11 protein-coding genes are annotated in these 13,019 nt (G+C 69.9%); 6 read left to right on the top strand and 5 right to left on the bottom strand.

Translation table 11 applies throughout. The annotated features are described in order from the left end of the window. Position 1 precedes the first annotated feature (1 nt). Positions 2 to 1,411 (top strand): serine/threonine-protein kinase, encoded by a 1,410-nt coding sequence (locus tag QHF85_RS09130; RefSeq protein ID WP_281326708.1) that lies wholly within the window; start codon positions 2 to 4, stop codon positions 1,409 to 1,411. A 145-nt stretch (positions 1,412 to 1,556) separates the two neighbouring features. Here the strand turns inward: QHF85_RS09130 and QHF85_RS09125 are convergent, their stop codons facing one another. Continuing rightward, on the bottom strand, positions 1,557 to 2,600 hold the full coding sequence (locus QHF85_RS09125; RefSeq protein ID WP_281326707.1) for a hypothetical protein: 1,044 nt from the start codon (positions 2,598 to 2,600) through the stop codon (positions 1,557 to 1,559). Positions 2,601 to 2,721: 121 nt separating this feature from the next. Here QHF85_RS09125 and QHF85_RS09120 point away from each other — a divergent pair, with 121 nt between their 5' ends. Together QHF85_RS09120 and QHF85_RS09115 are read left to right on the top strand one after the other, a co-directional pair. Then, a complete protein-coding gene (locus QHF85_RS09120) occupies positions 2,722 to 3,384 on the top strand; it encodes a hypothetical protein (protein WP_281326706.1) in 663 nt (220 codons plus the stop codon). Further along, positions 3,381 to 4,079 (top strand): hypothetical protein, encoded by a 699-nt coding sequence (locus QHF85_RS09115; RefSeq protein ID WP_281326705.1) that lies wholly within the window; start codon positions 3,381 to 3,383, stop codon positions 4,077 to 4,079. Before QHF85_RS09120 ends, QHF85_RS09115 begins: the two co-directional genes overlap by 4 nt. A 342-nt stretch (positions 4,080 to 4,421) precedes the next feature. Here QHF85_RS09115 and QHF85_RS09110 read toward each other — a convergent pair whose 3' ends face one another. Together QHF85_RS09110 and QHF85_RS09105 are read right to left on the bottom strand one after the other, a co-directional pair. Then, positions 4,422 to 6,401, bottom strand: a complete 1,980-nt coding sequence (locus tag QHF85_RS09110) for a hypothetical protein (RefSeq protein ID WP_281326704.1) — start codon at positions 6,399 to 6,401, stop codon at positions 4,422 to 4,424. 87 nt (positions 6,402 to 6,488) lie between these two features. Then, positions 6,489 to 7,241, bottom strand: a complete 753-nt coding sequence (locus QHF85_RS09105; protein WP_281326703.1) for a hypothetical protein — start codon at positions 7,239 to 7,241, stop codon at positions 6,489 to 6,491. 278 nt (positions 7,242 to 7,519) lie between these two features. Between QHF85_RS09105 and QHF85_RS09100 the strand changes: the two genes are divergently transcribed. From QHF85_RS09100 to QHF85_RS09090, 3 genes are all read left to right on the top strand, one after another. Next, on the top strand, positions 7,520 to 8,281 hold the full coding sequence (locus tag QHF85_RS09100) for a VOC family protein (RefSeq protein ID WP_281326702.1): 762 nt from the start codon (positions 7,520 to 7,522) through the stop codon (positions 8,279 to 8,281). Between the two features lie 81 nt (positions 8,282 to 8,362). Continuing rightward, positions 8,363 to 8,731: a copper-binding protein gene (locus QHF85_RS09095; protein WP_281326701.1), complete on the top strand. Its 369-nt coding sequence runs from the start codon at positions 8,363 to 8,365 to the stop codon at positions 8,729 to 8,731. 107 nt (positions 8,732 to 8,838) lie between these two features. Then, positions 8,839 to 9,615 carry a Uma2 family endonuclease gene (locus tag QHF85_RS09090; protein ID WP_281326795.1) on the top strand — a complete coding sequence of 259 codons (777 nt, stop codon included), beginning with the start codon at positions 8,839 to 8,841 and terminating at the stop codon, positions 9,613 to 9,615. Between the two features lie 4 nt (positions 9,616 to 9,619). On the opposite strand, the gene QHF85_RS09085 is transcribed toward QHF85_RS09090, so the two are convergent. Together QHF85_RS09085 and QHF85_RS09080 are read right to left on the bottom strand one after the other, a co-directional pair. Next, the gene (locus QHF85_RS09085) at positions 9,620 to 10,672 is read right to left on the bottom strand and encodes a C2 domain-containing protein (RefSeq protein ID WP_281326700.1); all 1,053 of its coding nucleotides are present in this window, start codon (positions 10,670 to 10,672) and stop codon (positions 9,620 to 9,622) included. A 383-nt stretch (positions 10,673 to 11,055) separates the two neighbouring features. After that, entirely contained in the window at positions 11,056 to 12,999 is a 1,944-nt protein-coding gene (locus QHF85_RS09080) for a multicopper oxidase domain-containing protein (RefSeq protein WP_281326699.1), read from the bottom strand. Positions 13,000 to 13,019: the final 20 nt, after the last annotated feature.

Here is a 13,019-nt window from a genome sequence, read left to right as displayed (position 1 = left end):
GATGAAGCTCGCAGAAGGCACGATCATCGACGACAAATACCGCATCGTCCGCATGCTCGGACGCGGCGGGATGGGCGTCGTGTACGTCGCCGAGAACCTCCGGGTGAAGCGGCAGGTCGCGATCAAGGTGCTCTCGCGGGCCGCGACGGAGCTGCACGGCGACGCGCTCGTGCGCTTCGAACGCGAGGCGCAGGCGGCCGGGCAGATCGGCTCCGATCACATCGTCGAGGTCCTCGACATGGGCACCACCGAGGCGGGCGATCGCTTCATGGTGATGGAGCTGCTCGAGGGCGAGACGCTGAAGGAGCGCGCCAGGCGCGGGCGGATCTCGATCGACAAGATCGTCGAGCTTTTCCGGCAACTCCTCGACGGCCTGGAGGCCGCGCACGCCGCGGGCATCATCCACCGCGACCTCAAGCCCGACAACGTCTTCCTCCAGAAGAAGAAGGCCGGGCACGAGGACTGGGTGAAGATCCTCGACTTCGGCATCTCGAAGTTCTCGGGCATGTCCGGCGAGGCCGCGCAGCACACGCGCACGGGCGTCGTGATGGGCACGCCGTTCTACATGAGCCCCGAGCAGGCGCGCGCCGCGAGCTCCGTCGACGCGCGCAGCGATCTCTACACCGTGGGCGTGATGCTCTACGAGATGCTCACGGGCCAGGTGCCGTTCGCCGGCGAGACGTTCGCCGAGCTGATGTTCAAGATCGTCTTCGAGCCGCAGCCGCACCCGAAATCCGTGAGCCCGATGCTCGACGACGAGATCTGCGGCATCGTGGTGAAGGGCATGCACCGCGACCCGGTCGCGCGCTTCCAGAGCGCCGACGAGTTCCGCGCCGCGCTCGTCGCCTGGGAGGACAAACGAGCGAGTGGGCAGCTCACGCGATCGCCGCTCGCCTCGGTCTCCGAGCTCGCCATGCCGCCGCCCTCCAGCGTGGCCACGCCCGAGCCTCCGCCGGTGTCGACGCCGCTCGGCGCGGGCGCCCTCGGCGGTCCGCCGCGTAGCTCCTCCGACCCGGGTTCGTCGCCGACCAGCGCTTCGCAGACGCGGCAGACCTGGGCGCAGAGCGAGCGCGCCTCGGTGCCCGCGGGCAAACGCAAGGGAGGGCTCGTCGCGGTGGGGCTCGCGGCCGTGGTCGCCGTGTCGGCCGTGGGAGGGTACATGCTGCTCCGCGGTCGCGCGGCGACGCCCGACCTCCCGCCGAGCGTCGCCGCTCCGCCGGTCTCCCCGCCCGAGCCGGACAAGACCACGATGGCGCCCTCGGCCTCGGTCGCCGCGCCTGCGCCTTCGCCAAGCGCCTCCGCCGCGGTCAAGCCCGCCTCGACGTCGAGCGCCGCGCCCGCCGCGCCCACGCAAGGGCTGCCCACGAAGAAGAGCGTGACGAAGAAGGTCGTCACGGACTACGGATACTGAGGGTGTTCCACCGGCGCCTGTGCATCGACCGCATCGCGGTCGATGCACCAAAGGTCCAGGGCTGGCCCTGGTCCGGGTCGAGGGGCGGACAGCCCCTCGTCGGGTCCGGGGTGAAACCCCGGCGCTACAGTTTGCCCCGTAAAACCTAAAACCGACCGGCGAGCCCGCCGCCTTGGGGCCCGATCCACGGGGTCACGAAGGCCTTGGCCGGCGCCTTCCCGGGCGAGCGCTTCGACACGACGAACAGCACCACGCCGGTGACCGTCAATGCGCCGCCTGCGGCGAGGCCGATCACGCCGATCGTCCCTTTCTTGTTCGCGTCCTCGTCGAGCGCGCGCACCTCGTCGGCTGGCGGACCCCAGCAGTTGACGCCGCACGCGTCGAACGCCTCGTCCGCCTCCGCGCGCTTCGCGAGCGACAGGCCTCCGAACACGCCGCCGACCCCGAGCCCCGCCACGCCGAGCCCCATCAGCACGACCCCCGCGATTCGACCCGGGCTCGTCTTTCCCGCGGACTGCTCGCGCCCGACGTCGGGCACCGGCGGCCCCACGGGCGTCCGCACCGGCGTGATCGGCCCGGCGTTCGCCACGGGCGCGAGCTCCAGCACCACGGCCGTTTTCTCGCCTTCCTTCAGGGTCACGCTCTTCTCGGGCGCCGCGAGGCCCTCGGCCGTGGCGCGCAGCACGTGCGTGCCCGGATCGATCGGGCTCGGGATGCCGAGGAGCGCGGCGGGGAGCAGTTTGTCGTCGACCGTGACGACGACATTTTTCGCCTCGGGCGTGGTGCTCACCTGGAGGGAGGGGATGCGCGGCGAGAGGTCGGCGAGCTCTTTCTCCGCGTCGACCTTGGCGCGCTTGAACGCGGGGGGGGCCTTCGGGCCGAGCTCCTCGCGGACGATGGAGAGGTAGGCTTCCTTCGCGAGGACGAGCTTTCCGAGGGCCACGTAGGAGCGCGCGAGCATGAGCACGTGGGTCGGCGCGTGGAAGAGCGACTCGGCGCGCAGGAACATGTCGACGGCTTCGGCGTAACGCGACTCTTTGAACGCGTTCGTGCCGTTCTCGGCGGCGGCGCGGGCGCCCGCTTTCGCCTCGGCGCTCGCGGCGGGCTCCTCGGCGCGGACGGGCGTGGGCACGAGCGTGGCGCACGCGAGGAGGCCTGCTGCGAGGAGGGAGCGGGCGCCGAGCTTCATGGGGGGCCGCATGGGGGGAGCCGGGGAGTCTACGTGATGGGGCGCGGAGCTGGCAAATTGTCCTTTACGAGGCGCGGTGGCAGTGCGAAAACATGCAATTGCAGAGGAGCCGCGTATGGCGATGGCAAGCCGGTGGGGCACGAGCAAGGCAATCTTCGTGGCCGGATCCCTCGGGATCCTGGCCGGTTGCGGCAGCTACACGTCCGACTACGTGCCGCCGCAGGACGGGCGCGCCCGTGTCGTCTGGGACGACGATCGCGCCGTCGCCTTCCTGCCGAGCGAGGCCTCGGCGCGCGACTGCAGCGAGGCGGTCCGGAACCTGCCGGCGGACCCGGGGCAGTATTCGACGTATTACGGCGGCTCGACCGGCGTCGTGTATTATCGCCCCTGGATCATCGTGCGCCCGGCGCCCGTGGTGATCGTGGGCTCGAGCGGCGCCTCGAACGCGCCCCGGGCCATCCACCGGACGCCGGCCTCCGCCACGGCCTCCAGCTCTTCGGGCGGCGGAGGCGGCAGCATCAGCGGGCCGAGCGGCAGCGGCGGCAGCAAGAGCGGCGGGGGAGGTGGCGGCGGGGGAGGCGGCGGCGACCTGGGCAAGGCGGCGGTCGTGGTGGCAGTCGTGGCGCTCGTGGCGCTCCCGATCATCACGTTGAGCCTCGGCCTCACCCGTCCGGAGCCCGAAAAGGAGGTCGCGGACGCGATCGACGACGTCAATGCGTACAACGACCTCGCGCGCCTGCCCGGCTCGCCTTGCGCGGTCGATCCCGCGGGAGCGGCCCAATGAGCGCGCGGCATGCCCTGGTGGTCCTCGGTCTCTCGGCGGCCGCGCTCGCGGGCTGCGGATCCGGCTTCACGACGGTCGAGCCCCGCGTGCTCGCCCCGCACGAGCTCACGCTCCGCTACGAGAACGAATTTCAGGTGCATTCGCCCGACGGCCTCGTCGCGACGGGCGTGCGTTATCGCGGCCTCTCCGAATACGTGGCCTGCGTGCCCGACGCCGAGCGGCACGCGCTCGCGGCCGAGACCGCGGGCGACACGTCCGTGGGGCTCACGGTCGCGGGCATCGCCCTCGGCGTGGGCGGCATGGGCGGCCTCGCGGGGCTCGCCTACCAGCGCGATCCCGATCTCATGTGGGGGCTTTTGCTCGGCGGCATTGGCGTCGAGGTCATCGGTCTCGTGATGACGGCGGTCGGCCGCGCCACGAGGATCGACGCGCACGGCCACGCCGTCGACGCGGTCAACTATTACAACGACGCCGTGGGCAGCCGCGGCGGCCGTTGTGGCCCGCGCGGCACCGAAATGCCGCAGCCGCAATATGTCGATCCGCCGGCCGCGCCGGCTGCACCTGCGCCGATCTATCCGGTCCCCGTGCAGCCCGACGTGCCCATGCTCCCGCCCGCATTGCCGGAGCCCGAGGGGACCACGCCGCCGCAGCCCGCGGATCTGCCGCCCGAACGGATCATCCTCGACGATCCGTGAATGCTCGACCAACGGCGCCGCGCCGGGGCGCTGCCCCGGGCCCCGCGGGGGCTGTTCGCCCCTCGACCCGAACCAGGGCCAGCCCTGGACCTCAGGGGGAAGAACTGCGCGATGCGCAGTTCTTCCCACAGGCCGGTGGTACCGCGTTGCCAGCTGAAGCGTCAGCGCTGCTGTCTTGGTTGGCAGGGTCGCTCATGGTCTTGAATCGGCCCGTTCGATGAACTGCGCGGAGCGCAGTTCATCGACCCCGAGTCCAGCGCTTGCGCTGGTCCGGGTCGAGGGGCGGACAGCCCCTCGTCGGGTCCGGGGTGAAACCCCGGCGCTACGCCATCACAGCACCCTCTAGAGATCCATCGTGAGCAGCCGGCCCTCCGGCTTCGAGGCGTCGAGCAGCGGCTCCAGGAGGTAGGGCGCCTTCTGCATCTCCTTCGGCGGAGGCGCCGTCGTCGTCACGACGTACTGGAACGCGGGCGACCCGTTTGCGCTCTCCTCCAGGTGCCGCGCGTACAGGAACAGCCGCTCGTAGATGCGCCCGTCCATGTCCGCCTCGCGCGGCCCGTCGTGCACGAGCAGCCCCGGGAGCTGGCCGTATCCATCCATCGAGAGCTTCATCGCTGCGAGGTCGAACGCGAGCAGCTTGATCGTTTGCATCGCCGCGCCGTCCCGCTCGCCGCGGTCCTCGACGCGCAGCTCCAGCCGCCGGCCCTTCACCTCGACGCGCGCTTCCACGTGATCGCCGAGCAGCGCGCGCACGACGTCGCGGAACCGCTCCGAGATCCGCGCCTCGGCCTCCTCCTGCTCGCGCCGCAGCGCCGCTTGCCGCTCCGATGAGGCTTTGACCTCGTCCGTCACGACCGCGAGACGATCGGTGTTCGCGTCTGCCTCGCGCTCGGCCGTCGTCATGTAGCCGAAGAGCCGCTCGACCTCCTCGATCGCCGCTCGCTCCCGCGCGATGCGCTTCTCCTCGGCCGACTGCGCGCTCCGCCGCCGCGCATGCTCCGCCGCCGCCTCTTTCTGCGCGGCCCGCGCCTCCGCGAGCGTGCGCTTCGCGTCCATCACCGCCTCGGCGAGCGCCTTCTTCCCCTCGCGCGTGAGCGGCGTGGCCGCCGGATGCGACGCCGCGAGCGGACACCCCTTCGCGTGCGCCACCTCGAGCGGAACGCTGCAAAGCCCGCGCACCGGCAGCGCCACGGGCGCTTCCTCCGCGTCCCGCTTCTTCTCGCTCCCCCGCTTTGCCTCCTCGCGACGCGCCTCCGCCTCGCGCAGCGCCTCGACGCGCACGCCGCACGCCTCGGCCGCTTGCCGCGCGGCTTCCTCGGCCTGCTCCACCGCGAGCGCCTGCGCCGCCAGCGCCTCCTCTGCAGCTGCGACGCTCGCCTTCCGCCTCGCCACGGTCTCGCGGAAGCGCGCGGCGAACAGCGGTCCTGCGTCGCTCGTGTCGTCCTCCACGCCGAGCAGCCGCGCGAGCCTGCGCCGATCCTCTGCGGCCCGATCCGCGAGCCGCGGCGCCCTCTCTTCGAGGCCCTGCTTCTCCAGCACGAGATCCTCGTAGCGACGTTGCGCCTCGCTCTCCTCGTCCGACATGAGCGCGCAGAGCGCCCGCAGCACCACGTGCCGATCGTCGAGCACGAGCCGCGGGCTCTCCGACTCGCTCGACGGATCGCGCCACTCGACGAGCCCCGCGAACCGCGACTCCTGATCACGCGTCAGCCATGGCAGCACGTGCTCCCACGCGATCGGCTCCCGCTGGTGCGGCAGCTCCTTCACCGGCACGGGCTCCATCACCACGCGCCGGATGTCCGCGAGGAAATCCTGGTACCCGCCGCGCCCGCGCTCGGCGAGCGCCTCGGCGAGCGACATCCCGCGCGCCGCGAACGGATGCAACCCGAGGCCGAATGGCCGCCCCACGATCCAGCGCGTGTCTCCCACGACGATCGTCGCCACGACCCAGCCGTCGGGCAGCGCCTCGCGGATCTTCTCCTGCGCGCGCGGCGTGCCGAACCGCTGCTCGCCGAGCAGGTAGCGCAGCATGCGGCAGAACGTGGTCTTGCCGGCCGTGTGCCCCGTGATCTGACCGTCGCCGAGCCGGTTCTCCACGTCCTCGGGCGTGGGCGGCGCCCAGAGCACGTTCAGGCCTTTGCGCAGCGTGATGTGCCGGAGAAGCGAGGCCTCGGACGCGTCGTAGTCGCGGAGCAGCCAGATGTCGGCGATCCAGAAGAGCGGCTCTTCTCGGCCCTTCTTGATCGGCGCGGAAGGCGGCGGCGGGTCGGGGGGCTCGAACCCTCCGAAGAGGTCGAGCTGTTGCATGCGGCGCTTGGTCATGACTTCGAGGGCGGGTGCGCGACGCTACCCCACGTTTTCGCGACTGTCTCTCCGGAAAGATGTGCTCGTGCCGTGACCGCGCGCTGGTTACTCCTTCAGCGCGAGCAGCGTCCGATCGAGCTCATCGGCCATCTTGGTAAGCTCCTCCACGGTCACGCCGAGCTCCTTGCTCGCCTTGATGTCGGACACGGCGCCGTCTTCCACGAGCAAGGCCGCGTACCGCTGCGCGAGCTTCGACGACCGCTGGAGCGTCCCGCGCAGGTCGAGGGCGAGCTCCGGGTCGTTCATGAGCCCTTCGAGCGAAGCGAGCACCCGGAGCGCGCGCACCTGGTCCGGCGCGTCCTTCGTCTTGCCCTTCGTGGCCAGGTGCATCGGGGTGTCGTCGTCGTCGTCGTCCTCGTCGCCGTCGAACCCTGGCAGGCCGCGTTTGTTCTCGATTCGGGCGAGCATCTCTTCCACGGGCACGAGCGGCACGTCGTTCGGGAAGACGAGCGCGCCTTCGCCCACGCGCGGCAGGAGGTAGCGCAAGGTCGAGACGAGGCCGCGGCACGGGCCGACCTCGAGATCGGAGGCCTGGTCGAGCGTGATGACGGACTTGCAGGCGCGGTAGCGCGCGAGGATGGGCTTGGGGAGCGGGCGCTTGGCGAGCGCGTAGGCGGCCTGGAGCTCGGAGACGGGCGGGACTTCGCCGCCGGCCGCGACCTCCGGGACGGTCTCGTCCTCGTCGATCCGATCGACGTGCTCGTCGATGTAGGCCTCGAGGTGACGTTCGTACTCGTCGGCGAGCGCGGAGATCGCGCGGGGCGAGAGGGGGCTGTAGAGGAACCAGGTGGCGCTCACGAAGCCGTCCCATACCACGGGACGGGCTCCGCGCGAGCGGAAGCGGGCGTGGAAGCGCAGCCATGACAGACGGGCCCTTCCTCAGCGGGGGGTTCGAGGCGGATCGCGAGGCGGCTGGGAGCGCCGGGGCGGGCTGGTTCGTCTGAGCAGGGGGAAGGCCATGGGCGGGTGTCGGCGGTCAAACGCGGCGGCGCGCCACGCTCCGACGAGGCCTCCTGGGCCGCCCGCATGCGGGCCGGGTGTTGCGAGGCCTTCGCGTCACGGGTAGCGTGCGCGCGGTGAGCGAGGCGATGGCGACCATGAACAGGTTTTGCTGGTACGAGCTCCGGACCACCGACACGGGCGCGGCGCAGGCATTTTACGCGGACGTGGTCGGATTCCAGATTCGAGACACCCCGGGTGGCAGTCTGTTTTTCCGCGGCGATCGGCCCGTCGCCGGATGTTCGCCATTGCCCGAGCGCGCCGCGGCCCGGGGCGCTCCGGCGCATTGGCTCGGGCATATCGGCGTGCGCGACGTCGAGGGCCTTTCTCGTCGTATCCTCGCGCAGGGCGGCGAGCAGCTCGGGCCCACGCGCACGCTGGAGGGCGGCGCGACGCGCATGATCCTGCGGGACCCGTTCGGCTCGGTCCTCGCGCTCGTCTCCCCGAACCACGAGGTCAGCACCGGCGTGGTCGTTTGGCATGACCTCAATACGCGAGATCAGGCCCATGCATGGGCTCTCTATTCGGATCTGTTCGGCTGGAAGGCGACCGAGACGGTGGACCTCGGTCCGGAGCTCGGCACTTATGCGAAATTCGCGTGGGACGAGACCGGCGCGAGCGTAGGCGGCATCGTCGGCAGCGCTCGGCTGCCGCACGTCCACCCGCACTGGCTCTTTTATTTCCACGTCGAGGATCTCGACGAGGCGCTCGCCAAGGTGCGCTCGCGCGGGGGCAAGGTGCTCGCGCCGAGGCAACTCCCGAGCGGCGATCGGGTCGCCGTCTGCGACGATCCGCAGGGGGCTGCGTTTGCCCTGCATGCGTCCGCGATGCGCGCCTAGGTTCGTCCGGCCCAGAAGGCGCGCCTGCGTCCGCCTTCGCTTCCGCTCCCGTTTTTGCCTCCTCGGTGGTACAGCATCCGCATGCGCGTGATTTCCATTCATCGAACGAGCCCTGCGGTCCTGGCGACCGTCGCGGCGATGCTGCTCGCGGCCGCGCCTGCCTGTTCGCGCTCGCAGGAGCCTTCCGGCGGCGGGACCGCCCCGAGCGCCGCCCCGAGCGCGACGTACACGACGCGCGGCAAGGTGCGCGCGATCGGCGAGAAGAAGGACAACATCACGATCGCCCACGAGGACATCCCTAACTACATGAAGGCGATGACGATGATGTTCGAGGTCGCGAAGCCCGAACTCCTGCGCGACGTGAAGGTCGGCGACGAGGTGTCGTTCACGTTCTCGGATCGGGACGGGCGCCTCTTCGTCGAGTCGATCTCGCCCGCGGCTCCGAAGTAGCCGACGCTGTCTCGACGGGCCCGTTTGTCCCCGCCTTTTTCGACCCTCGACATCACAAAAACAGCCTGTTCCCCGCTCTTCTTCATGGTATCGTCTTCAACGTGACGATGCACCCGACGAAGCTCTTCGCGCCCGGCCCGTTTCAGGCCCATCAGCTGCGCTCGGGGGATCCGTACGAGCTTTCGAACGGTCATCCCGTGCTGTGTCTGCCGACCGGCGGGCGCGGCGCGCGGGCGAACCTGCTCGGCGGCACGGTGCTGGAGACGGATCCCGCGGTCGAGCAGGCGGGCGTGGATGCCGGATTTTCGCCGGAGCCGGGGATCATGCGCGCGCCGGACGTGGCCGTAGGCAACGTGCCGGACGTGGCCGGCTGGGTGCAGGGCGCGCCCCCGCTCGCAGTGGAATACGCGGATCGCGGGCAGGACGAGGAGGAGCTGCAGTCGAAGATCGCCGAGCTCCTCGCGGCAGGCACGCAGCACGTGTGGGTCGTGCGGTTGACGGGGCCGCGCAGGGTCGAGGTGTACGCGCCGGGGCAGAAGCTTCGGGCCGTGGGCCCGGGCGAATCGCTCGTGGCGCCGGGCATCCTGAAGAACCCGGTCCCGGTCGAAGCCCTGTACGACCGCGAAGCCGCGCACGAGGTCACGCTGCGCAACCTCTTGCAGCGCCGAGGCTACGAGAGCCTTGAGGCCGTGCGGGAGGTGGGGCGCGAGGAGGGAGAGCTCGCCCACGCGCGCGCCGTCCTCCGCCGGCAGCTCGGCAAGCGCAGGATCACGCTCGACGCGGCCCAGGAAGCGCGCATCGACCGGACGACGGACCTCGAAACCCTCGACCGCTGGCTCGATCAGACGCTCGTCGCGAAATCCGCCGACGAAGCCCTGCGCTGACCCGTCACGGGAACGTCCCGCAAGGCGTCGTCGACTTCCCCTCGGACCACTCCGCCGGGAGCGGCCCGGCCACCTTCACAGTGAACGTCGCATTCCCCTCGTTGTTGCGAGGCTCCGCATCGTTCAGCCCCACCCAGACGAGCCCGGGCGTACGGGCCACGAACCGCGCGCACGGCGCCACAATCGCCCCCATTCGCGCGTCGCCACCCCCCACGACAGCGATGCCCGCCCCGTGCGGCGCCGACCGGAAAGGCTCATTCTCGAAGTTCGGATCGTGCGGCTCCTTCTCGAAATACCCGCGCGGATCGATCCACGCGCCGCGCCCCGTGCCAATCCGATACTGCCCACGCGCCGAGATCTCGACCACCTCACCCGCGCGAATTGGCCGCATGGACACCAGCGCGCCGCCCGCTTGCGCCGTCACCGCCGCCTCGGTCGACTCCATCGGATTCGTATAAGCCATCACGGCAAGATCCATCCGCAGGACGCCGCCGCCGCGCATCGAAAACACAGGCCGCGTCGCCTGCGCCGCGAGCAGCTCCTGCCGGCCGAGCTTCACCCCGCCGATGACCTCCGCCCCCGTCCCGTCCCGATCCACCACCACCAGCGTGATCCCCTCCGGCGGAATCGAATTCGTCGGGATCACGAATTCTCCATTGAACGTGGATTGCATCGTATCGTGCGCCGTCGGCGTCTGGTAATGGGCCGCGCTGCCCACGCCGAGCAGCACCACGAGATCAGGCAGCCGCGCATCGGCATTCGGAGGTCTCGGGCGCGGATCGATGGCGCAGAGGGCCTCGGCCCCCTTGCCCGTGATCGGATCGGTCGTGGCCATCGCGCGGCCGAGCATGCCGCAGGCCGTGCCATCCGTCGGCTGAGGCTCGATGTCGTCCCAAGGCACCTGCGTGCCCGGCCGGAGCGGCGTGACCTCCACCGCATCGACGCGAACGACGAGCCAGGGCGGCTCCTTCCAAGCACTCGGGGACTCAGGCTCCCCCATCGGCTCGGCGCAAGCCGCGGCGAGGAGCACGAGCGAAACGAATCCGATCCGGCGCATGCTCCACCGTACGCCAGAACGAGCGAAAAGGGTAGGGGACGAGGACACGCGCCAGCTGCGAAGGCGTTTCGCTGGGGCTTTGCCCCAGGCCCCACCGGGGCTATCCGCCCCTGGACCCGGACCAGCGCCCGCGCTGGACCGAGGGTCGATGAACTGCGCAATGCGCAGTTCATCGAACGGGCCGAGGTAAGACCGAAAACGAACCTGCCAACCAAGACAGCAGCGCTGATGGTTCAGCCGGCGACGCGGTCCCACCGGCCTGTGGGAAGAACTGCGCATCGCGCAGTTCTTCCCCAAATGGTCCAGGGCTGGCCCTGGTTCGGGTCGAGGGGCGAACAGCCCCCGCGGGGACCGGGGCAGAGCCCCGGCGCGGCGCCTCCCAATCACGGACCGCAGAGCGCCGGATTCGGCGCGGGCGGGAGCGGGTAGGCGTCTGTTGCTTCCTTGGCGAACTGGCACTGCAGGTCCTCGGCCTTGCAGCCGGCCTGGCTGATGCAATTGCCGGCGGCGTCCGTGCCTTGGCAGAGACAGTTTGTATCGCCTTCGGGGCAGATCTCGACGAGCTCCATCATGCCCATGTCCTCGTGGTTCAGCTTGTGGCAATGGAGCACGAATTGACCTGAGAACTTGCGGAAGTTCGTCACGATTTGCCGCGGCCCGTCCTCTGCTTGCACCCAGAAGGTGTCACGCCAGTGCGGGAAATTTGGCTCCTTGTTCGAATCGTTCGCGCATACGAGGTACGGGTTGATGTGGATGTGGAATGGGTGCCCGTCGAATGCGCGGATTTCCCATTTTTCCGTCGTGCCTACCTCCATCACTCGGTCGCTGCGGTATCCCCAGGCGCGCCGGTCGTCGAAGCGGCGGCAGCTGATGTTCGGGGCGGGGCACATGCACGTTGGCGCGTCGGGGTCGATGCCGTGGCTGTGATCGCCCGGGTTGCACGAGCCGAGCTCGGCGGGTTTTTCCGGGTCGGGTTTTTCCCCTGGCGTGGGGACGAGCAGCGCGATCTTCTGGTGGACTTTTTCGATGGATTCGCAGCTCGCTTCCATCGTCTGGCCGTCGACCTTGCCCGTGAACTTCGTGGGCGGCGCGATGGCCGCGAGGGCTGAGGCCTCTGGCATGTTCGTCTCCGTCGGCGCGCCGTTCTCCGGATCCACGTCGAAGATTGCCACCAGGCTCCCGGGCAGATCGGACGGGCGCCGCCCCACGAGGCAAAGCGTTGTCTTCTCGGCGGGCATTTTCACGACGGCTTCGATGCGATATCCAGGCGACACCCACATCGTATCGCTCACGTAAAACTGCGGCAGCGTGATGCCGTCGCGGGCGATCTGCGTGATCTCGAGCGGGTGCAGGACATCGAACGAGCCGCAGGTCGGATCGTCCGACGGGTGGAGCTTCATTCCGAGCTCGTTTGGCGTGCCGGCGTGCACGATTCGCAGGCGCTCGACCTGGTTCGGCGACGTCTTGATGTGCGGCAGCAGCTTGCCGTTCACGAGCGTCGGCTTCGAATCATCCTCCGCGGCCTCGAAATCGTTTGCCGAGAGCGTGTCCTCGGAGCATGCCTCTCCGTCTGCGAGTGGCCGCGTCGACTCGACGTTGATGGGCACGGCGCCGAGGACCATGATTCGCTCTTTTGCCTTGGCGATGCCCGGCACCTCGTCGATGTCCCCCTCGATGACGAGCGCGCCTGCGGCGCCGTTCGTCACCTGGATGGCCGTCGAACCGTGGATGTGCGGGTGATACCAGTTGAAGCCTGCGTGGTGCGTCCCGTCCTCGTCGAGATCCCAGCGATATTGCGCCATCTCGCCGGGCGGCACCTCGTGCAGCACGTCGTCGGCGTGGTAACGCGCGTCCGGGCCGCAGCCCGATCCCTCGCAGGGGTCCCCTGCCGCGGGCGTCGCGTAGTTCGGCTGGATGTGCGTGCCGTGTGCGTGCAGGTTCGTCAGGTTGAAATCGTGGCACGTGACGGCCGACGTGTTCCCGGCTCCGGCCACGAGGCGGTAATCGGATCGCTTGAAATCGTTGTGGAGATTGACTCGCACCTTGCGATCGGTCCCCGCCGGCACGCGGATCGTCGGTCCCGGAATCGAACCATTGTAGGTCCGCAGGCAATACCGTTTCCCGCCGATCTTCACCTCGCTCGGCGCGAGGCGCAGCTCGTGGACCCCTGACGCATCGGGCGCGAGCTCCGGCGGATTTTCAAAAATCTCCGGCGGGCCCGCCGGCGTCTCTGCCTCGTCCGAGCAGCCGCCGAGCGCCGCGCTCACCAAGAGGAACGCGCATCGACCTGCGCGCGAAATCGGTAAGCCAAGGCTCCATCGCTTCATGTATTCCCTCCGCTCCCGGC

Origin of the sequence: Polyangium sp. 6x1, from assembly GCF_029946515.1 — a bacterium.
Lineage (GTDB): Bacteria > Myxococcota_A > Polyangia > Polyangiales > Polyangiaceae > Polyangium.
This window is presented reverse-complemented; position numbering and strand designations above follow the sequence as displayed.